Source organism: Parafrankia sp. EAN1pec, assembly GCF_000018005.1.
In the GTDB taxonomy this organism is placed as follows: Bacteria; Actinomycetota; Actinomycetes; order Frankiales; family Frankiaceae; genus Parafrankia; species Parafrankia soli.
On sequence record NC_009921.1, the window covers coordinates 8,398,564 to 8,421,752 of the forward strand.

Here is a 23,189-nt window from a genome sequence, read left to right on the forward strand (position 1 = left end):
CCTCAGGCTCGCCGGGCCATGGCGAGCGCGTCGAGATCGCGCAGCGCCGCCTGCACGATCGCGATCGACGTCGCCGGCTGGCGTTCACGCAGCTCACGCGCCCGCTGCAGGTTCGCCCCAATGCCGTGCAGCTGGGTTCTGGCCGGGACGGTGGATGTCGGAGACTCCCGCAGCAGCTCGGCTGTGTGCAGGTGGTCGGCCTCGGCGAGCATGTCCAGCGCCAGGTCGGCCAGCCGGGCGCTGTACGGACGCGCGACGGAGACCGCCGCGACGGTGACGAGCGCCTCCATCACCCGCTCGGTGAAGTACCAGGACGGCCCCTTGTCCGTTGGCGACAGCTTGAACAGGCTGATGTCGTCCCACAGCCCGGCGCCGGGACCGTCGGAAAGCTGACGGAGCCGCACGTGACGGTCCCAGATCTCGTCCGCAAGGCCGACCAACCGATCTCGCAGCGCGCTGTCACGAGTGACGGCCGCGGTCCGCGCCACCCGCTTGAGCAACGCGGTCGAGAAGTCCGCCACCGGCCACTCCATAGCCGGCCCGAGGTCCTCGGCGCCGGTGAGCGGGAGCCGTACTCCCGGGACGTGCAGCTCGATCGCGGGCTCGCGCAGCCTCGCCCGCCTGGTGACCCGACCCCGCACGGCCAGTTCCGCCAGGACGTCCGCGATACGCGCGATGTCGACGTCCCGGGCTCGCTCGGTGGCCAGCGCCTCGATCGTGATCGAGGCCGCGAGCAGGGTGTCGTAGTCCGTCTCAGGCCCCTCATCCGCAGGGTTCGCGCTCCGCCAGGGAACCTCCTCGACGGGCCAGCGGGACCGGCCGAGGCGCGCGATGGTCGACCAGTAGAGCTGCGCCAGGTTCGAACGCAGCTGGAGGGCACCCACCAGGCCCTCCTGATCCGGGTTGATCAGGCCGAGCTGTCGGGTGCGCGCCGAGAAGAGGTCGGAGATGCCGTCGAGTGCGACCACCGTGAAGTACAGGGAGGGCTTCGCCTGAGCGACACCCGGGGACTGGTCGACCACGACGCCCGTGCCCGCGTCGACCGGGGGGGCATCCCGGATGATGCCCCAGGACCAGCCGCACTCGAACAGCACGCTGTCGTCGTCCACTGCTTCGGCGGACAGTTCCACACCGAGTTTCAGCTCGCGCAACGAGGTACGGGCCGGGACCAGCGCGTCGCGGACCTCGTCGAGGACCTTCTCGGTCGACTTCCCTTCGGTGTTGACCAGGTCGCACAACGCCCGCCCCTCCTCGGAGTAGGCCGCGAAGGTCCGCACCGTGAAACTACGCAGAATTCCCACCATCGACGCGGTCAGCCGACGCGATGCGGCCTTCTCCAGCTCCCGCATCTCGGCGAGCAACGCGTCGCGCCGCACCGTCGGCCGGAACTCGCGGACGAAACCGAGAATGGCGAGTGACAGCGTGATGGACATCGAGAACGAGTCGACTATCTCCAACGCACGCTGCTCGGGGGTGAGTGGCTCGCCCTGGCCGACCGGCTGAAAATACGAACCGCCGGAGAAGACCGGCGCGCCCCGCTCGTTCGTATACCGCTCGAGATACTCACTGAGCGCCCGCACCAGCACTTGCGGGATCTGGCGCGCATCACCGATGCGTTCCAGCGCCACTCGCACGTCCTTGGCGGTCTCGTCCGGCTTTACGATCTCCATCCCGGGCATCTGGTACGACGGGTACATGAGGCAGAGCAGCTGTTCTGCGTCGCTGGTGGAGTTCGACTCGGCCCGGCCGCTGAACTTCCATCCGCTGCCCTGGTACGAGTACTCGGCGGCGGCCTCCCACATCTCCAGCAGAAGCTGCCTAGGTCGGATATCCAACGCCGTCCCCCTTCTTCCTCGACGTCCGGGCCCGCTAGGCGTCCGCGGCCGTGGTGGAGCCGTCCGGCTCCCGTCTTCTCGTGCGGCCGCGGACGAGGACCATGCTTTCGTATCCCTCGCGCAGCATCTCGGCACCGACGAACCGGTCCGCCTTCACATCGGTCGCCGTCGCCTCAAGGCTTTCGACGATGTAGTCCATCTTCAACGAGACCGCCGGGAAGCGGATTTCGCCGACCTCGTACCCTCTGGAATTCTCCATGTATGCCATCGCGAAGGGCGCGCCGGGCATGAGCGCGTCGAGGAAGCACCTGGAGGCGCGGTGAAAATCTTCCCTTTGCTCGGAGATGGAACACGCCACGAAGAACATCGTGCCGATGTCCCACCTGGAGCGGGGTAACTCGAAGACGCTTCCCTGTTCGACCACCACCCGTTCCGCCAGCGCCCGGCGCGGGTCATCCACACCGAGGTAGGCCCGTTCCTGGGTCAGCACCTTCCAGAACGGGTCCCAGGCGGTGCCGTAGGACCGGACCTCGTTCTCCAGCCACGTGACATTGCTGGCGGAATGCTCCCGCAGGGTGATCCGCTCGCACCAGGGCAGCATCGACAGCGCCGGATAGAGGTTACTGCCGGTGCCCACGTCCAGCCCGTTGAGCGGGCGATCGGCGGCGGTCGCCGCGGCCGCGGCGAAGGTCGCGAAGAAATCCCGGACGCCCTCGAGGATTTCCTGGTCGTCGTCACGCAGGACGGCGTAGTTGTGGGCGTGGTACAGGTCGGGATCGAACTCGTCCCACCGCTGCCCGGCGTTGCCCATCGGGTTCTCATTTTCTTCTACGTGCACAGCGGCTCCCACGAATTGCGCGCGTCACTGTTCTGAACCGGGCCACAGTCGGGCCGGACGGCGGCCGAGGGCCAGCAAGAGCGGCCACGAGCAGGCGTACACACGCTCCGCGTGGCGGCGGGCCGCCCACAGCCGACCGCGGACGGCCCGCACCCACGGCCAAACATCGCGGCAGCAGGCGCCGCGGCGGACACAGAGCGGCGGCGGTGAAAGGGCGTGGGAGAACAGTGGTCCGCCTGGCGCTCCCGAACAGACCGGGCTCGGCTACCCGTCCAGGAACGGGTCGGTGCCGTTTCGGTCAGTGCGTGGCAGAGCGCGGCACGTGACGGACCGTGTCCGCGTCGCCCTGCGGATTCCGGTCCAGGTTGAGTTCGAACAGAAGGCGCGGCTCGTCCGCTCCGTAATAGCTGTCGACGTCCGCAGTCTGCTCGAAGCCCAGTGAGCGGTAGAGGTGTATCGCGACCGGGTTGTCGCGTGCCACAGCGAGGCGCACCCGCTGCACACCACGAAGGTAGAGACTTTCGAGTGTTTCCAGCGCCAGCAGGCGGCCGACACCCTGGCAGCGGCGGGAGCCGTCCACCCCAAGGGCCAGGAAGTGGGCGAGATCCGTTTCGGCATCGGACCCGGAACGCACGGCTATCGAGTACCCGAGCAGCTCGCCCGCCTCGTCGGCGACGAGGATCTCCTGCTGGTGGACGTCGAAGAGCTGGCGAAGGACGAACTCGGGGTACGCGAGCCGGCCAAAGATCTGCCGGTCGATCCGGCTGAGCGCGGAGAGGTCCGCCTCGACGACCGTCCTCACCTTGACCGTGTTCACGGCTCGCCCCTCCTGGATTTTCCCGGCCTGTCGACATGCCGGCCCGCGGGAGACAAGAGCGCGAACCCGTCGACCTGAGACGGCCCATGGACCATCCAGTACTCCCGCTACCCCCGCGGCCTTCCGGCATTCGGTGCGCCACGCCTCGGCGGAGGGCCGCGCTTGGAAGACTACCGCGCAGGTCGGAGGCGTCCTCGGCGGGCACGAAGGCGCCTGGCGCTGACCCAACCGGATACGACGGCATACAACGATGATGCCTCACTGGATGCGCACAATCCGTAAAACAGATGACTTCCAGCCGACATATAGTCACCGCCAAATGGCGGGATTATCTGCTTTAAAGCAACAGGACGAACTTTTGACAAGAATTGGAGGCCGCGGGCGGCCAAGGGCGGGCCCGGGGACGGCTGAGAGCGGCCGGGGGAGGGGCCGAGAGGGAGGCGGCCGGGTTGACCGCGGTGAGGCCGTCGATCGACGTCGCCGGTCGAGCCGGCCCCAGGCCCGCGGCGGCCACCCCGGGCCGGTGCTCCGTCAGCGAAGCTGTGAAGGGCATCACCTGGTCAGACCATAACGAAACGGGCACGGGTTCGGGAAACGCACCCGATTCGAAGGAGCTTTGCCCGTGGCGGACCGGACTGCGCTCGACCCGTTCTCCAGCATGGACACCATGGATGGCACGGATTCCGATCTCGCGGTACTCGTGATCATGGCTGGGGCGGCCGTCATCGGCTACCTGGCGTCCCTGCTCGTACACCGGATCCTGCGGCGGATCGGCCGGCACTCGCGGATTGTGGAGGATCTCGCCGAACGGGGGCGCCGGCCCGCCCGGCTGACGCTCGTCGTTCTGGGGCTGCTCATCGCGGCGAACGCGACGGTGGAGCAGTCGTGGACGCCGGCCACCATCCGCGTGCTCGGCCTCGCGCAGATCGCCGCGCTCGCGTGGGTGGTGGGCGTGCTGGCGTTCGTCATGGAGGACCTGGCGCTGTCGCGCTACCGGATGGACGTCGCCGACAACCGGCACGCGCGGCGGATCCGTACCCAGGTGATCCTGCTGCGCCGGATCACCGTCGTCGTGATCACCGTGATCGCGGTCGCCTCGATGCTGATGACCTTCCCGAGCGTGCGGGTCGCCGGCGCGAGCATCGTGGCGTCGGCGGGCGTGGTCGGCATCATCGCCGGGCTCGCGGCGCAGACGTCGCTGGCGAACGTCTTCGCCGGGCTGCAGCTCGCCTTCACCGACGCCATCCGGGTCGACGACGTGGTGGTCGTCGAGGACGAGTGGGGCCGGATCGAGGAGATCACCCTCACCTACGTGGTCGTGCACATCTGGGACGACCGGAGGCTGATCCTGCCGTCGACCTACTTCACCACCAACCCGTTCCAGAACTGGACCCGCCGGGAGTCCGCGGTGCTCGGCGCGGTGGAGTTCGACCTGGACTGGTCGGTGCCCGTAGCCGACATGCGGACCGAGATGCACCGGATCGTCGAGAGCACCGACCTCTGGGACGGGCGGGTCAGCGTCCTGCAGGTCACCGACGCGGTCGGAGACCACGTACGGATCCGGGTGCTGGTGAGCGGGAACGACGGGCCGACGGTCTTCGACCTGCGCTGCCATGTCCGCGAGGCGCTGGTCGACTGGCTGCGGCACAACCACGCGGCGGCGCTGCCGCGTACCCGGATCGAGATCGACGCCACGGCGGCCGGCGCCCGCGCCGGAGTCCAGGGCGGCGCGCGTTCCAACGGGCACCGCGTCGAACTGGGCAAGGCCGGCCTGGGCCAGGCCAGGGCCGGCGAGGCCGAGCGGGGCAGGACCGTGCCGGGCACGACGGCCGCCCAGCCGGAGGATCTCTCCGATGCCCGGCTCTTCGCCGGCAGTGCCGAGGCCGAGGAGCGTTCCCGTGCGTTCAGCGAGACCGGCGAGCACTCCCCGGCCGACGGCTCCGGCCTGGGTGACGGCCCCAGCCCGACCGACACCCCCGGCCCGACCGACACCCCCGGCCCGACCGACGGCTCCGGCCCGACCGACGGCTCCGGTCTGACCGCTCCCAACCCCCGCGAGGCGGACGGCAGCCACACGCCTGACCGTCCCTCGTCGAGGTGAGCCGCCGGTAGGCGGACATCGAAAGGGCCGCTGCCCCGAGATCTCGGGGCAGCGGCCCTTTTCCGTCGTCAGGCGCCAAACCGCTGTCAGTCGCCGGCTCGCCGTTACTTACCGGCGGGCGTACCGACGGCTGTGCGAGGTGCGGGAGAGGCCACGGCCGTTGAAGGCCCTCCACAGCGCCAGCACGATGATCGCGCCGATGATGGAACCGATGATGCCGGACGGCTGGAGCGCGCCCTCACCAATGTCCTTGTTGAACAGGACGTAGCCGAGGAAACCCCCGACGAAAGACCCGACGATACCTACGGCGATCGTGCCGAGAATTCCGATCGGGTCCGGGCCAGGAAGAACCAGACGCGCGACCGCGCCGGCGATCAGACCGAGCAGGACCATGACGACGAGGAAAGTCAGCATCAGTGGTTTCTCCTTTACCGAGGTTGTTGGCAGCTTTTTGCCCCGCACCGGAACTCGCAAACACTTTGTCCGGCGAGCACCGGATCCACCGCTTTGCGGGTGCTTTCAGCGCCCACGCCGCCGGACCGGCTCGGCACGAAGCCGCCTCAGCTGCCGGACTTCGCCGCCTTCGTGGCCCGGCGGCGGCGCACCGACCGCCGGAGCAGGAGCAGCACGGCGCCGCCGAAGACCGCGCCCCCGGTGGCACCAGGATGCCGGCGGGCCTGCTGGCCGGCCGTCCGTGCCGCCTTCCCGCTGGAGGCCGCCGTACGCTCCGCGGCGGCCGCGACCTGCGGGTGCTGCTCCATCTGCTCCTTTACGGTGCCGACCGCCCGGTCCTTCACCTCAACCGTCTTCTCCGCCGCGGAGGCGAGCGTGGGGTTGTGGCCGACCTTCTCACGGACCGCGCCCACCGCCTTCTCGGCCGCGTCGCGCGTCTTCTCGGTGGCGGAGGCCACATGCGGGGCGAGCCCGGCGGTCATCTCGTTGAACTTGCGGCGGATGTCGGCGCCCTCCGCGTCCTCGGTGACCGCGGTGTCCTCGGTGACCGAGGTGTCCTCGGTGACCGCGGCTCCGGCTGCGGGCACGGTATTCGCGGCACCAGGAACGGTGTTCGTGGCACCAGGAACGGCGGCCGGCTCGGCGGCCGGTTCGGGCGCGGCCACGACCGGCGGTCGGGGGCCTGTCAGATCGGTACGCGGGGGATTCATGCCCTCGTTCATCTTCTGGTTCTCCTCGGCAGAATCGGGGACTCTCGCGTGCCTGAACGGATGGCGACTTCTGGGTTGCCCGCACGCGTCCTGCCGACGAACTACCCATGGATCCGCCGTAGATAACGCGATGTGTCCACGCATCGCCGTCACCACACACCGTTGTCCGCGATGGCCGCCGACGCCGGATGTCCTGCGCGCCACCGGCTCCGCCCCGTTGGGAGGCCCCCGAGGCCCCCCACGGGCCGGACGTACACCAGCCGATGTAGCCCAGTACACACCGGAGGAGGCGAGCGCGGCGCCGGCCGGCATATGCCATGTACGTCTCGTGCTGGACAAAGGGCGGGGGCCGCGGCGCGCGGTCGGCTACCGTTCCCCCACGGCTTCCGCCGCGCGCGTCGCGTCCAGGAGGTGGCTGATGTCGGATACCGCGGGTGTGGGTGCGGACGACGGCCGGCTCGACGGCCTGTACGGCCTGCGTGAGCTCGCCGGGCGACTCGCGGCCGGGTCGATGAGCTCCCGGGAGCTCGTCGCCGCCTGCCTGGAGCGCATCGAGGCGACGTCCACGACCCTGAACACCTTCCGGGTGCTACGGGCCGAGGAGGCGCTGGCGGAGGCCGAGGAGGCTGACCGGCGGCTCGACGCCGGGGAGCGACTGCCCCTGCTGGGTGTCCCGGTGGCCATCAAGGACGACACCGACATGGCCGGCCTCCCCACCGCCTTCGGCGCGGCCGGCGACTTCCCGCCGGCCACCGAGGACTGCGAGATGGTCCGGCGGCTGCGGGCCACCGGCGCGATCATCGTCGGCAAGACGAACACGCCCGAGTTCGGGCAGTGGCCGTTCACCGAGGGGGCGGCGTTCGGCGCGACCCGCAACCCGTGGAACCTCGACTACTCCCCCGGTGGGTCGTCCGGCGGCGCGGCGTCGGCCGTCGCGGCCGGGCTGGTCCCCGCCGCGATCGGGTCGGACGGCGCCGGCTCGGTCCGCATCCCCGCGGCCTGGACCCATCTCGTCGGGATCAAGCCGCAGCGCGGGCGCATCTCCAGCGCGCCGGTAACCGAGCAGTTCAACGGGCTGACCACCTTCGGCCCGCTCACCAGGACCGTCGCGGACGGCGCCTTCCTGCTGGACCTGCTCAGCGGAAGCCTCCCGGTGGACCGGGACCGCCCGCCGGCGCCGACGGAGACCTTCCTGCGCTCGGCCGAGCACCCGCCGCCCCGGCTGCGGATCGGCCTGTCGCTGCGCGTCCCCTACAGCGGGATGTCGGCCGCGCTGGATCCGGCCGTCCGCGCCGCCGTGGAGCGCCTCGCCGAGGTGCTGGCCCGGCTCGGGCACGACGTGGTGCCGGTCGAGCCGCCGTACGGCCTGCTCGGCCTGCTGTTCCTGCCCCGCTCGATGGACGGCATCCGGGACTGGTCGCACCGGGTGCCCAACCCCGAGCTCCTCGATCCGCGGACGGTGGCGAACGCGCGCAACGGGCGGGCGCTGCGGCCGGTGCTCGGGCTGGCCCGGGCTGCCGAGGGGCCGGCCCGGGCGTGGATCGGCCGGGTCTTCCGCACGGTGGACGTCCTGCTCGCGCCGACCACCGCGGTGCCGCCGCCGCGGGTCGGCGAACTGAACCGGGAGACGAACTGGGAGACCGATCAGGCGATCGTCGCGGCCTGCCCGTACACCTGGCCGTGGAACGTCCTCGGCTGGCCGGCGGTCAACGTCCCGGCCGGGCTGACGCCTGCCGGGCTGCCGGTCGGCGCCCAGCTCATGGGCCCGGCGGGCGGCGAGGGGCCGTTGATCTCCCTGGCCGCCGAGCTGGAGGACGTCGAGCGTTGGTACAGGCGCCGGCCGGGCCGCCTGGAGGCTTCGACGCCTGCCTGACCCGGAGGCGTCTGAGCTGGAGGCGCCTGCGGTCGGAGGCTAGCGACTGATCCGGATCGTCACCGCCGGATGCACACAGCGGGACACCGGCACGTGAAGCACCTTGTAGCTCACTCGAGGTGACCGCCGGAGGTGCCATCGGGGGTACAAAATTGGAGGTCGCCCGCGAACGGGCCCCTGCGCCCTGGACAATGGCGCATGCTCAGCAACGTGGTGCCCCGGATCGGGGACTTCGTGGGTCAGTTGGGGGCTGGTCTGCTGGTTCTCGGTGCCGCGGTCGCGGTAGGCGCCGTCACCGACCTGTCGACCGCGGGCTACTTCGGGCTCGGTGCCCTGGTGACCGCGGTGACCTGTCCTCCGGCGGCGACGCTGGGTATCGGGCTCGCCGCCGAGGTGATGGCCGTCGCCTCGGGGTGGTGGGACCACCGGTTCGGCAACGGTCAGCACATCGCGGCCTGCATCCTGGTCGCGGCCCAGGTTGCGGTGGCCGTCTACGTGTCGGTGAGCCGTAACCGGCGCAGCTCGGAGCTCCAGCAGGTCCGGGCGGTGGCGGAGGTCGCCCAGCGGGCTCTGCTGCCCGAGGTGCCCATCGCGCTGCACGGGGCCGGGTTCGCGGCCCGCTACCTCTCCGCCGCCAAGGAGGCCTCGGTCGGCGGCGATCTCTACGAGGTGGTCGCCACGCCGCACACGATCCGCATGATCATCGGCGATGTGCGCGGCAAGGGGCTGCCCGCGGTGCGGCTGGCGACGGTGGTCCTGGGCGCCTTCCGCGAGGCGGCGGTGACCTGGCTGGACCAGGGGCAGGTCGCGGCCGCCTGCGCCCGCTCGGTCGGCCGCGAGGCCGAGCCGGAGGACTTCGTGACGGCGCTGCTGGTCGACATCTACCCCGACGGCCGGCTCAGCCTGTGCTCGGCGGGCCACCATCCGCCGCTGCTGGTTGGGGCGACCGCCACCACCACGCTGACCTGCCCGTCCTCACCGCCGCTGGGCCTCGGCGACCGCTTCGCGACCGCGACGGCGGACTGGGCGGTCGGTGACCGCCTGCTGCTGTTCACCGACGGGCTGATCGAGGCCCGGGACGGCGAGCGGGCCTTCTTCCCGCTGGAGCGGCACGTCGACCTGCTGCGCGACGTCCCGCCAGATGCCGCGCTCGACCGGCTCACCAGCGCCCTCACCAGGCACGTGGGTGGGAACCTGCACGACGATCTGGCCCTGCTGCTCGTCGAACGGCGCCCGACGGGCGCGGCGCTGGCCGCCACGGCCCAGGCGCCGTTGTCCGCCGGGGCGCTCCCTGCCACTCCCGCGAACGCGAGCGCGGCCACGATGTCGGAATAGACGACGCGCGAGATCGTGGGACGCGCGAGGCGGGTCAGCGGCCGGCGGAGGCCCGGCGGCGGCCGTCCCGGCGGTAGGAGAACGGACCGGGAAGGTCGACGCTGGAGAGCCCGCCGCGGCGGTTCTTCGACCACACCCGCCAGGAGACGCGGCCGAGCTTCAGGGTCACCGAGGAGACCCCGTTCTCGCTGACGTTCACGTGGAAGGGGCCGTAGCGTGGCCGGCGCGTGTAACGCAGTCCCATGATTACCTCCGGGGAAGATGTGGGGCACGGGGGTCCTTTCCGGCTTTGCCCCCCGCTACACCCACGAACACCGATCTTGCCGTCCATGACCCGCCCACCCAGTCGCCCTATGTGGCTTAGATCACTTATCGCGATCCACATGTTCTGTCGGGCCTACCTGGACAGGGCCCTACGGACGTCGGCACCTGACGACGTGTCAGGGTCCGTTATCGTGAGAAGCCAGTCGATGGATCTTGCTGTCCGGTCGGCTGGCCGGGGGCAGCGCTCGCGGGGGGCGGCGTGGGTACTGACGATTGTGCTGGCATGTGTTCCGGCGGCCCGGTGACCAGCGCGTGACCCGCTGGACCGGGAGCGAGGGGGGACGCGACCGGAGCGGCGCGGCGGGCGGGGGCGTCGGCCCGAACGAGGCCGGGCTCGGCGTCAGAATGTCGCGGACCCTCGGGCTCCTGCGTCTGGTCGCGGTCCTGTTCGGCATCGCGGTGCTCCTCGCCGACGCGGGATGGTACGGATCTCCGGCCCGGCTCGCCCTGCCGGCCGTCGCCGCCTGCTGGGGCGTGCTCTTCGGCGTGGTCTGCCTGACGCGTGGCCTGGGTCGGGACCTCGCCGCCGGCGAGCTCCTGATGGGCCTGGTCGTGGCGGGCTGCGCGCCCTGGGCCGTGCCGCCGGGCGAGCTCGCCACCGGCCCCAACTGGGTGCTGCTGCGGCTCATCGGGACGGGCCTGACCATCGTGTGGTGCTTCCCGCCGGCGGTCTGGCTGCCGGCCGTGCTGGCGTTCGTCACCCTGTACACGACCGTCGTCCACGAGATCGCCGCGCCGTCCGTTTTGGAGGCGGCGCTGCCGGCCGGCGCGGTCATCGCCGTCCCCCTCGCGTTCGCCGCGGTCGTCGGGCGGATGCGCCGCGGGGCCCGGCGCTGCGACGAGTGGCTCGCGCTGGCCCACACGCGGCGCCGCGGGCGCGGCATCGTGGCGGCACGGCGGCAGGACGTGGCCGAGTCGGACCGGCTCGTGCACGACACCGTCCTGAACACGCTCACCGGTATCGCCTGGGGGGCACGTGACGCGGGCGGGAAGAGTGTCCGCGCCCGGTGCCGGCAGAGCGTGGCGATCTGTGAGGACCTCCTCGCCGGCGGGCGGGACTGGGAGGACGGCCTGATGGTCGCCCTCGGCCGGGCTCTGGACCAGGCTCGTGCCACCGGGCTGGGCGTGGAGTTCTCCTTCACCGGCTCCACGGACACGCCGGCCGAGGTCGCCGCCGCCGTGGCCATGGCCGTCAGCGAGGCGCTGTCGAACGTGCGCCGCCATTCCGGCCTGCCCCGGGCACGGGTTGACACGCGCACCGACCCCACCGGAGTCCTGGTCACCGTGACCGACCACGGCGTGGGCTTCACCCCCGGCCGGTACCGCGCCGACCAGCTGGGCGTGCGCCGGTCGATCATCGACCCGATGGGCGACGTCGGCGGGTCCGCGACCGTGCGGTCGACGCCGGGGGGCCCGACAATCGTGACCTTGCAGTGGTCCCGTCACTCGCCCGACGCGCCGGCGGTCGAGGTCGCCGAGCTCGAGGAGCGGCTGGCCCGCGACACGGCCCGGGCCGCCGGGCGGGGCGCCGTCGTCTGGCAGCTCGCGCTCGGGATCGTGCTCGTGATGCGGCTCTCCTACTACCAGCACCCGGCCCTCGTCGCCCTGGCCTGGGCCGCGTCCGGGGCGGCGCTGGTATGGGCGGGCCGGGCCAGCCGCCGCGGCCCGCTGCGCGGACCGGCGGTGGCCGGGCTGACCGGGCTGTTCCTCGTCACCCAGATCGCCGCCGGGGCCCTCGGCCAGGAGGGCTCGCGGGTACCGCTCAACTGGGTGCTGGTCAGCGGGCTGGGGGTGTGCGCCTTCCTGACCGCGGCCTGCCCCGTCCGGCAGTGGCTGCCCGCCTCGGCGGCGATCGCCGCGTGCGCGGGCGGCATCGTCGCCACCGGGTACAGCGGCGGGCCCGGGATCGTCGGTTACCTCAGCGTGGTGTTCTACACGCAGGCAGCCGTCCAGTCGGTTGTCGGCGCGCTCGACCCCATGCGGCGCGGGACGGCGGCGGCCGCCGCCGAGATCGCCCGCGCCGACGCCGAGCTCGCCGCCGACCTGGTCGCCTCCACCAAGATCACTCAGGATCGCCGGGCCCGGCTCGGCCGGCTCCGTGCCGACACGCTGCCGCTGCTGGCCGCCATCGGCGACGGCCGGCTCGACCCCGCGGCCGACGAGGTGCGCGCGCGCTGCGCGTCCAGCGCGGCGGAGCTGCGCCGCGCGATGACCAGCCCCGTCGCCGGCTCGGACCTGCTCGAGGGCCTGGAGCCGGCGCTGCGCGCCGCCGAGCGACGTGGGGTGGCGGTACGGATGCAGGTCGCCGGCACCTTCGACGCCGTTCCCGGGACGGCCCGCGACGAGGTGGTCGCCGCGCTCTCGGTGGTGCTGGCCACGGTCACCCCCGCTGCCACCGCGGTCACGGTCACCCTGACCGGCACGGACGACACCGGCGAGGCGTTCGTCACCGCCGACGACCCGGCGGTGGCCGAGGCCGGCCCGCCCGTCACCCCGGCGCCGTCCGCCTGGACGCAGGTCATCGACGACAGCGGCGACGGCCAGCTCTGCGTCGAGATCCGCTGGTGCCCGCCGCAGCGGGTCGGCGGCGCCTGAGCGCGGGGCCTCTGCCGACACGCGGCACCGGTCGTGTTCCAGCACCCAACTTCGATTACGTATCGCGCCCGGAAAGTCACCTGGCGTGATTCCCGATCTCGTCGCAGACTCTGGTCGACGACGGATGCGGCCGAGGGAGGGACGTCCATGGCCCTACACGGCCGGGCGAGAGGCAGGCGCGGCGACCAGGCCGTGGAGGTACGGCCGCACCTGGTCATCCCGGACGAGGACGGGCCCGTCCCCCGGTACCGCATGCCGCGCTCCTCGATGTCCGCCGAGACCGCCTACCAGATCGTGCGCGACGAGCTGATGCTGGACGGCAACGCCCGACTGAACCTGGCCACGTTCGTGACCACCTGGATGGACGAGCACGCCGACCGGCTGATGACCGAGTGTGCGGCGAAGAACATGATCGACAAGGACGAGTACCCGCAGACGGCCGAGCTCGAGGCGCGGTGCGTCAACATGCTCGCCGACCTGTGGCACGCCCCCGACGCCACCGACGCCGTCGGCTGCTCGACGACCGGGTCCTCCGAGGCGTGCATGCTCGCCGGGCTGGCGATGCTACGCCGGTGGCGCTCGACCAGGGAGCCCCACCGCGGGGAACAGGGCGGCGGGCAACGGGGCACCGGTGCGCGGCCGAACATCGTCATGGGTGCCAACGTGCAGGTGTGCTGGGAGAAGTTCGCCCGCTACTGGGACGTCGAGCCCCGGCTGATGCCACTCGCGCCCGGGCGGACCCACCTCACCGCCCCGGAGGCCGTCGCCCGCTGCGACGAGAACACGATCGGGGTCGTGGCCGTCCTCGGCTCGACGTTCGACGGGACGTACGAGCCGGTGGCCGAGATCGTCGCCGCGTTGGACCAGCTGGCGGCCTCGGGCGGCCCGGACGTCCCGGTGCACGTCGACGGGGCTTCCGGCGGGTTCATCGCCCCGTTCTGCGACCCCGACCTGGTCTGGGATTTCCGGCTCGAGCGCGTGGTCTCCATCAACGCCTCCGGGCACAAGTACGGGCTGGTCTATCCCGGGGTCGGCTGGGCGCTCTGGCGCGACGCCCGGCACCTTCCGGCCGAGCTCGTCTTCGACGTGGACTATCTCGGCGGCTCGATGCCGACCTTCGCGTTGAACTTCTCCCGGCCGGGAGCACAGGTCGTCGCGCAGTACTACTCTCTGCTACGACTCGGCCGGGCCGGTTACCGGCATACCGCCCGCACGTGCCGTGACAATGCGCGTTGGCTGGCGGATGAAATCGCGAAGCTCGGCCCGTTCGAGCTGATCTCGGACGGTTCGGGGATCCCGGCCTTCGCGTTCACGACGAGGGATGCGGCCGAGTTCAGCGTCTTCGAGGTCTCCGAGGCGCTGCGCGCCCGTGGCTGGCTGGTGCCCGCATACCGATTCCCGCCTGATCTGGCCGAGCTGGCGGTACTGCGGATCGTCGTGCGGGCCGAGTTCAGCCGGGATCTGGCGCATCTGCTGGTCGAGGACCTGCACCGGGTGGTCGGACGACTCTCCGGCCCCCGGTGGCGGACCGCGGCCGGCGGCGCCGATCTCGCGTCGTTCCACCATTGATCCACCCACCGTCCGAGCCGCTCCGAAACCGACACGACCCGACGCACGGAAAACATTAGGACACACACAGGCCAACACAGGCCGCGGGGCCGGAGATGCGAACCGCCCTCCGCACAAGGTCCACCACGGGCGGGCCGCCCTGGGCCCACCAGGCCACACCGAGCCGCACCGGCCCACACCTGGCCACGGCACCCTGCCCCACACCGGTCGCGACAACCCTGACCCGACTCGTTCGATTCCGACGGAACTGTCGTAATCAGGACGCCGGCACAACGTTCCGGCGTTCGAGAAAGGGCCGCTAGAATGGTCGATGGAATCAACTCGGAAAGACTGGGGAAATCTAGCCCGGGCACAGGTGCCCACATCCGGCCGGCGACGTCGCGGCCGGGCACACCGGCCACCGGGCCCGGGCACTTCCGGGCCACTGCCGGGTGAGCCGCCCGGAGTCGTGCGCGTCACACATCCGACGTGAGGGAACCAGCAACGCATGTGTTGCGACGGACACACCTTTCGGCAGGTTGTATTCATGCAAACACTTAGCGTGACGCGGCGAACCTCACCATGACGACGGCGACAGAACTAGGCATTGTTGGAGTTAAGCGAAATCGAGAAAGGTGATGCAATGCATTCTGTGACCTCCCCCACGAACGTCACCCCGACCAAGAGCCGGTTAACCGGCGATGTCCCGCGCCAGCCCCAGCGCCGGCACCGGGACAAGGTGACCCGAGCCGACCGCACCGTCATCGCGGTCCGTGAGGCCCTGGCCCGAGCCGACCGGCCGGTGCGCGCCCGGGTCCTCGCCCTTGACCTGGGCCTACCCGCCGCCGAGGTGACCGCCGGCCTGCGCCGCCTGCAGGACGTCGGCGCCGCGCTCTCCCACGCCCGCCGCTGGGTGGCCGTGGACGCCACCGCGGAGCCGGAGCCCCAGCCGGGCCACGAGCACCCCGGCCAGGCGACCCCCGCACGTGAACAGCCCGGTCCAGACCTGCCGTGACGGCCGCCGTCTGGGCGTCCCGCGGCCACGAGCCCGTGTCGGCGCAGCCCCGGGCCCGCGGCGCGCTCGTCTGAGCGCGAATCGCCGAGGCGGTTCCGCACCGGGTTCGTCGCGACCGGTCACGCGACGAGCCGGCGAGACCTTCCGGTCCCGTCAGGTCAGCAGTTCCTCCGCCCGCTGTGCCGCGGGCAGCAGGACCTGATCCCGATTCGCGAGGATTGCGACGGCATACCCGCTTTCCGGGTAGATGGCCAGGTCAGCCTCATAGCCCGGGGTCCCGCCGTTGTGGCCCACCACCCGGGTCCCGTTGATCCGCCGGTCCAGGAAGCCGTAGCCGTACCGCGGTGGATCGACCGGTCCGGTCCGGACGGGCTCCCCTGCCGGAGCAGTTGACGCGCCGGGACCGGAGCCGCCCGTGTCCGCATCGCGGGAAGCCGGAGCAGGCAGGGTCACCTGGACCTTCCCGCCGGGCTCGCGCCCTGCACCCGGTCCCCGATGTCACGCGACTCGGCGCCCGCGGGCGGCTCCGCCGCCGGGCATCGGGCCCAGCGCCAGCGGTCGCCCGTCCGGCCCGACCAGGGCGTACGGATGAGCCATCCCGTTGACGTCGACGGGACGGCGCGAGCGAACGACGGTGTCGTCGAACGACAGCCTGCCCCGCCCCACGAGCTGAGCCACAGCCACACCAGTGAGCATCTTGTTCATCGAACCGATACAGAAGAGCGTCCGCGGAGTGTTGGCCTTCCCGGCCGCCAACCCGGCCAGCACGGCTCCTCCCAGGAAGGATCTTCTGTACATCATCGAGCTCGCGGGCACACTGAACGGAATGCTCGACCGCATCCAGCGGAGCCTGGTCGAACGTGATCGCGCGCTGGACAGCCAGCGGATGTTCACCGCCAACGCCGCGCACGAGCTGCGGACCCCGCTCACGAGACCATGCGCACCGCCATCGACGTGACACTGGACGGCGATCCGGACACAGCGGAGCTGCGGGCGATGGCCGACGACATCCGGGCCGCGGTCGAGCACAGCCAGCGCACCCTGGACGGGCTGCTGGCACTGGCCCGCGGCCAGGCCGGCCCGCGCCGGCGGTGCGGCCGGGCTGCTCGAGCCGTTCGTCCGCGGCGACGGCTCGCGCACCCGCGGCGACGGCGGGACCAGACTGGGCCTGTCGATCGTCGCGGCGGTCGTCGCCGCGCACGGCGGCACGGTCGTCATCACCTCCCGCCCCGGCGGGGGGCTGGACGTCACCGCCCGGCCGCCCCGGAGCCGCCACTCCCATGGCCCCGAGGCAGCCGTGAGCCCCGACGGTGGTGCCGCCGGTCAGGAGGCCGGCGCCACCGAGATCGACTTCACGTCGAGGTAGCTCTCGATGCCCTCGCGACCCAGCTCACGGCCGATCCCGCTGGCCTTGACCCCACCGAACGGCGCGTTCGGGTCCATGCTGTACGCCTGGTTGACGCCGAAGGTCCCGCTGCGGACCCGGCGGGCGACGGCGAGGCCCCGTTCGACGTCCGAGGTCCACACCGAGCCCGAGAGGCCGTACTCGGTGTCGTCCGCGATGCGGACGGCGTCGGCGTCGTCGGAGTAGGGCAGCACGGTCAGCACCGGGCCGAAGATCTCCTCCTGCGCGATGCGCATGCCGCTCTCGACGTCGGCGAAGACGGTCGGGCGGACGTACCAGCCCTGGTCTACCCCGGCCGGCAGGTCGCTGCCGCCGACGACCAGCCGCGCGCCCTCCTTCTGGCCCTCCTCGATGTACCCGCGCACCCGCTCCTGCTGCCGGCGGGCGACCAGCGGGCCGACCTTCGTCGCCGGGTCGGACGGGTCGCCGACCGGCAGTGCCTCGACCATCGCGGCCAGGGCGTCGACGAACTCGCCGTACCGCGCGCGCGGGACGAGGATTCTCGTCTGGGCGACGCAGGCCTGCCCGCTGTTCATCAGGCCGGCGATCTCCACGCCCGCGGCCACGGCGGCGGGGTCGGCGTCGTCGAGCACGACCGCGGCGGACTTGCCGCCGAGCTCGAGGCTGACCCGCTTGAGGTTCGACCCGCAGGACGCGGCCACCAGGCGACCGGCCGCGGTGGACCCGGTGAAGGACACCTTGTCCACACCCGGGTGCGCCACGAGGTACTCGCCGATCTCCCGGTCACCGGGCAGCACGCTGACGACGCCCTGCGGCAGCCCGGCCTCGGCGAGGCTCTCGGCCAGCGCGTAGGCGTCGAGAGGTGTCTCCGGCGACGGCTTCAGGACGACCGAGCACCCGGCGAGCAGAGCCGGCACCAGCTTCCCGATGGTCAGGAACAGTGGCATGTTCCACGGGACGATGGCGGCGACGACCCCGATCGGCTCCTTGCGCAGCAGAATGTCCTGCCCGTAGAAGCCCTTGCGCGGCTCCTCCCACGCCAGGTTCTCCGCGATGTCGGCGAACGCGCCCATCATCAGCAGCGGCAGCGTCACATGCGACAGCTTGGCGAACGAGATCGGCGCGCCCATCTCGGCGCTGATCAGCTCGGAGAGCTCCTTGCGCCGCGGCTTGAGCAGCGCACCCAGCCGCCGGATGACCGCGACCCGCTCGGCCGGGTCGAGGCGCGGCCACGGCCCCTCGTCGAACGCGGTACGGGCGGCGGCCACCGCCCGGTCCACATCCTCGGTGCCGGGCGCGGCGACGCGAGCGATGACCTGCTCGCTGTGCGGCGAGACCACCTCGATCGTGCGCGTGCCGCTGGGCGCGACCCATTCGCCCCCGATGAACAGACGATCTTGTTCCTGCATGAGTCCCTCCGGACACGGCCCGCGACGATGTGACGATCAGCTGTGGTCTGACAGATTCAGGCATGGTGACGAACCCCGGGCCGGCGTGCTGGAATTCCCGCACGACGGAGCACCGCGCCGCCCGGCGCACCACGGCACCCGGGTGGCCGGGGCAGCCGACGCACCCCGCCGGCCGGCGAGCGGTGGGACGACCGTGCGCGGCCCGCGGCGACTCCCGCGGGCGATCGAACTCACGAGCCGGGGCCGCCGCGGTCGACGGCACAGGCGCGGGCTCGGGCTCCGCTGCCGTCGACAGTTGCGGTCGTCATACGACAACACTAACGTTGGCGCCTAAATCGAACAACCGGATCCGTCCCGCCCCCAGGCCGGGAATGTGATCCACTCGGAGCGAATTTCAGCCATGCCCACGCGGCCACGTGGACATGGCCGATCATCGTCCGCGGTCCGATCCGGAGTCGTAACGAAGATCAAACTCTGTGTAGCACCGAGAGAACACCGGACGGCCGCGAATACCCCGGGCCGGGAGCCAGGACCGCGAACTCCTGCCCCCGGCACTTTCACCCGCGTCACGGAGCCCTTCGTGTCCGCACCGGCGTCCGATGGGCATCCGACCCGAATAGGAGGTCTCCACACGGCGGCGACAGGCACGAAATCCGGCTGCCGGGCGGCCGGGAACGCAGTCTTTCTTACACCGACTTTCGACAGCACAATTCAGAAAGACGTCCGAAGCGATCGGCACGGAGTACACGGGCCGGCTCGCCGATGGTTCCCAGGCGGTCCCGTCGACCGGACCAGCCGGGCCGCCGACGGCCGCCGGGAAGTCACCACCAGCGGCCGTGGGGCGACGGGCGGCACGCTTTTTACAGCGCACGACTGACAGCGAATTCACAAGACATAGGAGGCAGTTGTGCCCGGCAAAGCGGAAGAACCGAACGTCACCCGGCCGCGCGCCCGCCGCTCGGAACTGGCGACCCCGGCCAGCAGTGAGCGGATGTGTGAGAAGGCCGCCGGTTCCGGAGCGGACCTCGTCTTCCTCGACCTGGAAGACGCGTGCGCGCCGTCGGCCAAGGAGGCCGCCCGCGGCATCGCCGTCGCCGCGCTCACCGACCTGGACTGGGGACACACCGTCCGCGCCGTCCGGGTGAACGGCCTGGACACGCCCTGGTGCCACGACGACATCATCGAGGTCGTCACCGGGGCGGGCGCGTCGCTCGACGTGCTCATCGTTCCCAAGGCCCGATCGGCGCGTGACGTCTGGTGGGTCGACGTGTTGCTGACCCAGCTCGAGACGAAGCTCGGACTGACCCGGCGGATCGGGCTGGAAGTACTGATCGAGGAGGCGGAGGGCCTGTCCAACGCCGCCGAGATCGCCCGGTCCAGCAGCCGGCTGGAGGCGATAATCTTCGGCGCCGGCGACCTCTCGGCGTCGCTGCGCGCCCGGGTGGACGGCAACTTCGACCCCGTCGGGGAGTATCCGGGCGACTTCTGGCACTTCGCGCGTGTCCAGGTGCTGTCGGCGGCGCGCGGGGCGGGCATCGACGCGATCGACGCGCCGTACCCCGCCTACAAGGACGTCGACGGGTACCGCCGGTCGGCCACCCACGCGAGCCTGCTCGGCTTCGACGGAAAATGGGCCATCCACCCGGCTCAGGTGCCCATCGCCAACGAGGTGTTCGCGCCGACCGAGCAGGAGGTGGCCGAGGCGCACGAGGCGATGAAGATCTACCGCGAGTCCGAGGCGGAGGGGGTCGGCGCGATCGGCCGCGACGGCCGGCTCGTCGACGCCGCCCACATGCGTCTCGCCGAGAACGTCCTGCACAAGGCGGCCCTCGCCGGCGGAACCGCCCCGGCGACCTGAGCCGCCCCGCCCAGCTGAGCCGCCTCTGGCCGGCGGGCTACCTCACCGACGGTCGGCGCCGCCCTCACCCACGGTCGGCGCCGCCCTCACCGGTGGGTGGGGCGGCTGCCCCGTCCGCACGGAAATGTGCATGCCGAAAACCGCGCGGGGGTTTTACCGGAGTTACCCCGCGCGGTTGACCGGACATCGCCGGCCTCTTCCCTCATGCCGCCCGGCTATTCGAGCGGCATCTTTACCTCCGCGACATGATGTGTAGACTGACGGCCATGGGTGAGCGTTTATCAGATTCCATTCCGGCGCGACGCCTCGAGGGGAAGGTCGCAGTGGTCACCGGCGCGGGTTCCGGCATAGGCCGGGCCGCCGCCCTGCTGTTCGCGCGCGAGGGAGCGAGGGTGGTCTGCGCCGACCTCAGCGGCCGGGAGAAGGAAACCTCGACCATCATCGGTGAAGGCGCCGTTCCGGTACATGTCGACGTCACATCATCGGCCGATGTGCAGAATATGATCGATACCGCCGTGCAGGAGTTCGGGCGGCTCGACGTGCTGTTCAACAACGCCGGCGGCGGCGGCCCACGCAAACCGATCACCGAGTTCGACGAGGAGACCTTCGACAAGCTGATCGCGGTCAACCTCAAGGGCGTTTTCCTCGGAATGAAGTACGGAATCGCCGCCATGCTGCGCGGCGACGGCGGTTCAGTCATCAACACCGCCTCGGCCGCCGGTCTCGTCGGCTGGAAGGACCAGGCCATATATTCGGCGGCAAAAGGCGGGGTCGTCCAGATGACCAAGTCCGCGGCGCTGGACTTCGCCGAGTCCGGCGTTCGGGTCAACGCCATCTGCCCGGGCATGACGTGGACGGGTCTGGCGCACGCGGCCGACGACTCCGAGCCCCCCGTCGCCAACCTGCCCCAGCCGATGCGGCGCTGGGGCCGGCCGCAGGAGCTGGCGGCGGCCGCGCTGTTTCTCGCCAGTGACGAGTCGTCGTTCGTCACCGGCACCGCCATCCCGGTGGACGGCGGGTACGTGGCCCGTTGAGTCGCGGCGCCGGCGGACGGATCGCCGCGGCGCCGGTGACGGGTCGCCCGTCCCACCGCGACCTGTCCGCCGGCCCGCGGCCATCGCCTAACGCCCGCTCAGCCGCGCGGCGACGGGAGCGAAGCTTTCGATCTCCGACTGCTGAACGGTGATGTAGTTCATCCCGAACGCCTCGCGGCGTTCCTGGAGACGCTCGACGACCTCGTCCGGGGAGCCCACCAGCATGTTCGGATGGTTCGGCAGGCTCACCGGGTCGACCCGCATCGCCGCCGCGACCCGGGCGACGGCCGCGTCGGCCTCCTCGGCGTCCTTGATGATCCGGGTGAAGAACGGCGAGGTCTCGATGTCGATGCCGGCGAAGCGCTCACCAGCCGCGTCGCGGACGTAGCCCAACCGGCGCGCCGCCTCCTCCGCAGGCGTCAGGCCGTCCTCGTTCACCGCCGCGAACGGCACGGTGGAGATGCTCACGATGTCGGCCTCCCGCCCGGCGAGGGAGAGGACCCGGCGGCGGCCGCCGCCGATCATGATCGGCGGGTGGGGCTGCTGCACCGGGCGCGGCAGCCCGGCGTAACCGGTGACGTTGACGAACTCCCCGTGCTGATCGAGGTCCTGCCCGGACCAGTGGGCCCTGAGCAGCGCGATCACCTCGGTCAGCTTCTTGATCCGCTGTCCTGGCGTCTCGAAGGGGACGCCCATCGCCCGGTACTCGGGCTCGCTCCAGCCCGCGCCGATCCCTAATTCGAGACGGCCGTCGGAGAGCAGGTCGATCGTCGCCGTCTCCTTCGCCAGCACCGCGGGCACGTGGTAGTCGACGCAGAAGACCCGGCAGCCCACCCGCAGCGTCTCGGTGACCGCCGCGGCCGTGGCCATCGCCGCGATGGGCGCCAGGTACTGCGGTGGCCACCTTGCTTCCTTCTGCGCCGGCCCGTGCCCCAGGTAGTGATCAGCCAGGAAGAGCGTCGAGTACCCGAGATCCTCGACCCGGCGGGCGAGGTCACGCCACTCGGACCCGGACTTGGCCTTCGTGGCCTGGACAGCAAAGCGGAACGGCCGCAAGGTTGACATCGACGGAGAATAACATGCCCGTCCGACTATAGGACGACCTTGGATATGTGGTAACGTCACTTCCGCGAGGGAAGATCGACGTTCTCCCGGCCGCGCCGAAGGGACATGGGGATGGTCAAGCGGACGAGGTTCAAGGAGTACGAGGACCGGTACGCCAACTACCGGTTCGAGTTAGACGAGGACGGCATCCTGCTCATGCAGTGCCACACCAACGGCGGCAGCCTGGTGTGGGACTGGAAGTCCCACGACGACATGGCCGACGCGTTCGCCGACGTCGCGGGCGACCGCGAGATCAAGGTGCTGATCCACACCGGCACCGGCGAGAACTACAACGCCAACTGGGGCACCCTCCCCAACGGCGAGCCCCCCGAGAAGCCGGAGTACCGGCTGATGCCGGGCGACCGCGGGCTACGCAAGCTCGACGAGAAGGCCTGGTACAACCGCAACCTGATCAACAACGTCCTCGACGTCGGCGTCCCCATGATCAGCGCGGTCAACGGCCCCTGCAACATCCACTCCGAGGTTCCCCTGATGGGGGACATCGTGCTCGCGTCCGAGGACGCGTACTTCCAGGACGTGTCGCACTTCCCCCGCGGGCAGGTACCCGGCGACGGCCAGCACGTCATCTGGCCCTTCCTCGTCGGCCACAACCGCGCCCGCTACCTGCTGCTCACCGGGAAGAAGCTCGGCGCCCAGGAGGCGCTCTCGTGGGGCGCCGTCGCCGAGGTGCTCCCGAAGGACCAGCTCCTCGACCGTGCCTGGGAGCTCGCGCGGGAGCTGGTGCGCAAGCCACCGCTCGTGCTGCGCTACACCCGCGACCTGTTCACCCAGGACCTCAAGCGGGCCTTCCTGAACGAGCTCGGCCACGGCCTGGGCCGCGAGACCTACGCCCAGCGGGAGTTCTTCCCGTTCGGCGGCGGCATGGAGCCACTGGACAGACCGTGGGACGCACAGCCCTGGTCGGATTAAGAATCGACCTCGACGTCGAATCGCCGACCACTGGAGGCTGACGA

Annotated in this window: 20 protein-coding genes; 10 read left to right on the forward strand and 10 right to left on the reverse strand. The window is 71.2% G+C overall.

Annotation, left to right across the window (positions count from 1 at the left end; all coding sequences use genetic code 11):
* Positions 1 to 2: 2 nt before the first annotated feature.
* The 3 genes from FRANEAN1_RS34425 to FRANEAN1_RS34435 form a co-directional block, all read right to left on the reverse strand.
* Complete coding sequence (locus FRANEAN1_RS34425) at positions 3 to 1,835, reverse strand: SCO2524 family protein (protein WP_020464294.1); 1,833 nt, start codon at positions 1,833 to 1,835, stop codon at positions 3 to 5.
* Between the two features lie 34 nt (positions 1,836 to 1,869).
* Positions 1,870 to 2,646, reverse strand: a complete 777-nt coding sequence (locus FRANEAN1_RS34430) for an SCO2525 family SAM-dependent methyltransferase (RefSeq protein ID WP_041255114.1) — start codon at positions 2,644 to 2,646, stop codon at positions 1,870 to 1,872.
* Positions 2,647 to 2,971: 325 nt separating this feature from the next.
* Positions 2,972 to 3,490 carry an N-acetyltransferase gene (locus FRANEAN1_RS34435; RefSeq protein ID WP_020464296.1) on the reverse strand — a complete coding sequence of 173 codons (519 nt, stop codon included), beginning with the start codon at positions 3,488 to 3,490 and terminating at the stop codon, positions 2,972 to 2,974.
* 658 nt (positions 3,491 to 4,148) lie between these two features.
* On the opposite strand from FRANEAN1_RS34435, the gene FRANEAN1_RS34440 reads away from it, so the two are divergent.
* Positions 4,149 to 5,591, forward strand: a complete 1,443-nt coding sequence (locus FRANEAN1_RS34440) for a mechanosensitive ion channel domain-containing protein (protein ID WP_347177277.1) — start codon at positions 4,149 to 4,151, stop codon at positions 5,589 to 5,591.
* A 108-nt stretch (positions 5,592 to 5,699) separates the two neighbouring features.
* On the opposite strand, the gene FRANEAN1_RS34445 is transcribed toward FRANEAN1_RS34440, so the two are convergent.
* Both FRANEAN1_RS34445 and FRANEAN1_RS34450 read right to left on the reverse strand, forming a co-directional pair.
* Positions 5,700 to 6,005 carry a GlsB/YeaQ/YmgE family stress response membrane protein gene (locus tag FRANEAN1_RS34445; RefSeq protein WP_020464298.1) on the reverse strand — a complete coding sequence of 102 codons (306 nt, stop codon included), beginning with the start codon at positions 6,003 to 6,005 and terminating at the stop codon, positions 5,700 to 5,702.
* Positions 6,006 to 6,151: 146 nt separating this feature from the next.
* Entirely contained in the window at positions 6,152 to 6,766 is a 615-nt protein-coding gene (locus FRANEAN1_RS34450) for a hypothetical protein (RefSeq protein ID WP_041255115.1), read from the reverse strand.
* A gap of 406 nt (positions 6,767 to 7,172) precedes the next feature.
* On the opposite strand from FRANEAN1_RS34450, the gene FRANEAN1_RS34455 reads away from it, so the two are divergent.
* Positions 7,173 to 8,627 carry an amidase gene (locus FRANEAN1_RS34455; RefSeq protein WP_020464300.1) on the forward strand — a complete coding sequence of 485 codons (1,455 nt, stop codon included), beginning with the start codon at positions 7,173 to 7,175 and terminating at the stop codon, positions 8,625 to 8,627.
* A gap of 198 nt (positions 8,628 to 8,825) precedes the next feature.
* The gene (locus tag FRANEAN1_RS34460; RefSeq protein WP_041255116.1) at positions 8,826 to 9,962 is read left to right on the forward strand and encodes a PP2C family protein-serine/threonine phosphatase; all 1,137 of its coding nucleotides are present in this window, start codon (positions 8,826 to 8,828) and stop codon (positions 9,960 to 9,962) included.
* Positions 9,963 to 9,996: 34 nt separating this feature from the next.
* Here the strand turns inward: FRANEAN1_RS34460 and FRANEAN1_RS34465 are convergent, their stop codons facing one another.
* Positions 9,997 to 10,206 (reverse strand): DUF4236 domain-containing protein, encoded by a 210-nt coding sequence (locus FRANEAN1_RS34465; protein WP_020464302.1) that lies wholly within the window; start codon positions 10,204 to 10,206, stop codon positions 9,997 to 9,999.
* A gap of 332 nt (positions 10,207 to 10,538) precedes the next feature.
* On the opposite strand from FRANEAN1_RS34465, the gene FRANEAN1_RS34470 reads away from it, so the two are divergent.
* From FRANEAN1_RS34470 to FRANEAN1_RS34480, 3 genes are all read left to right on the forward strand, one after another.
* The gene (locus tag FRANEAN1_RS34470; RefSeq protein WP_020464303.1) at positions 10,539 to 12,881 is read left to right on the forward strand and encodes a signal transduction histidine kinase; all 2,343 of its coding nucleotides are present in this window, start codon (positions 10,539 to 10,541) and stop codon (positions 12,879 to 12,881) included.
* A gap of 147 nt (positions 12,882 to 13,028) precedes the next feature.
* Complete coding sequence (locus FRANEAN1_RS34475; RefSeq protein WP_020464304.1) at positions 13,029 to 14,450, forward strand: glutamate decarboxylase; 1,422 nt, start codon at positions 13,029 to 13,031, stop codon at positions 14,448 to 14,450.
* Positions 14,451 to 15,072: 622 nt separating this feature from the next.
* Complete coding sequence (locus FRANEAN1_RS34480; RefSeq protein ID WP_020464305.1) at positions 15,073 to 15,444, forward strand: hypothetical protein; 372 nt, start codon at positions 15,073 to 15,075, stop codon at positions 15,442 to 15,444.
* Positions 15,445 to 15,597: 153 nt separating this feature from the next.
* Here FRANEAN1_RS34480 and FRANEAN1_RS34485 read toward each other — a convergent pair whose 3' ends face one another.
* A complete protein-coding gene (locus FRANEAN1_RS34485) occupies positions 15,598 to 15,897 on the reverse strand; it encodes a serine hydrolase (protein ID WP_020464306.1) in 300 nt (99 codons plus the stop codon).
* A 45-nt stretch (positions 15,898 to 15,942) separates the two neighbouring features.
* Positions 15,943 to 16,662 carry a serine hydrolase domain-containing protein gene (locus tag FRANEAN1_RS44420; protein WP_041255117.1) on the reverse strand — a complete coding sequence of 240 codons (720 nt, stop codon included), beginning with the start codon at positions 16,660 to 16,662 and terminating at the stop codon, positions 15,943 to 15,945.
* Here FRANEAN1_RS44420 and FRANEAN1_RS44425 point away from each other — a divergent pair.
* A complete protein-coding gene (locus tag FRANEAN1_RS44425) occupies positions 16,607 to 16,810 on the forward strand; it encodes an ATP-binding protein (RefSeq protein ID WP_347177278.1) in 204 nt (67 codons plus the stop codon). The two genes, FRANEAN1_RS44420 and FRANEAN1_RS44425, sit on opposite strands and share 56 nt — an antisense overlap.
* Here FRANEAN1_RS44425 and FRANEAN1_RS34495 read toward each other — a convergent pair.
* Positions 16,768 to 18,219, reverse strand: coding sequence for an aldehyde dehydrogenase (locus tag FRANEAN1_RS34495; RefSeq protein WP_020464308.1), 1,452 nt, complete (start codon positions 18,217 to 18,219; stop codon positions 16,768 to 16,770). The two genes, FRANEAN1_RS44425 and FRANEAN1_RS34495, sit on opposite strands and share 43 nt — an antisense overlap.
* A 907-nt stretch (positions 18,220 to 19,126) precedes the next feature.
* Between FRANEAN1_RS34495 and FRANEAN1_RS34500 the strand changes: the two genes are divergently transcribed.
* Positions 19,127 to 20,077 (forward strand): CoA ester lyase, encoded by a 951-nt coding sequence (locus FRANEAN1_RS34500; protein WP_020464309.1) that lies wholly within the window; start codon positions 19,127 to 19,129, stop codon positions 20,075 to 20,077.
* Between the two features lie 266 nt (positions 20,078 to 20,343).
* The gene (locus FRANEAN1_RS34505) at positions 20,344 to 21,111 is read left to right on the forward strand and encodes an SDR family oxidoreductase (RefSeq protein ID WP_049795834.1); all 768 of its coding nucleotides are present in this window, start codon (positions 20,344 to 20,346) and stop codon (positions 21,109 to 21,111) included.
* Between the two features lie 87 nt (positions 21,112 to 21,198).
* Here the strand turns inward: FRANEAN1_RS34505 and FRANEAN1_RS34510 are convergent, their stop codons facing one another.
* Complete coding sequence (locus tag FRANEAN1_RS34510) at positions 21,199 to 22,176, reverse strand: TIGR03621 family F420-dependent LLM class oxidoreductase (protein WP_020464311.1); 978 nt, start codon at positions 22,174 to 22,176, stop codon at positions 21,199 to 21,201.
* Between the two features lie 111 nt (positions 22,177 to 22,287).
* On the opposite strand from FRANEAN1_RS34510, the gene FRANEAN1_RS34515 reads away from it, so the two are divergent.
* The gene (locus FRANEAN1_RS34515) at positions 22,288 to 23,145 is read left to right on the forward strand and encodes an enoyl-CoA hydratase/isomerase family protein (protein ID WP_020464312.1); all 858 of its coding nucleotides are present in this window, start codon (positions 22,288 to 22,290) and stop codon (positions 23,143 to 23,145) included.
* Positions 23,146 to 23,189 lie beyond the last annotated feature (44 nt).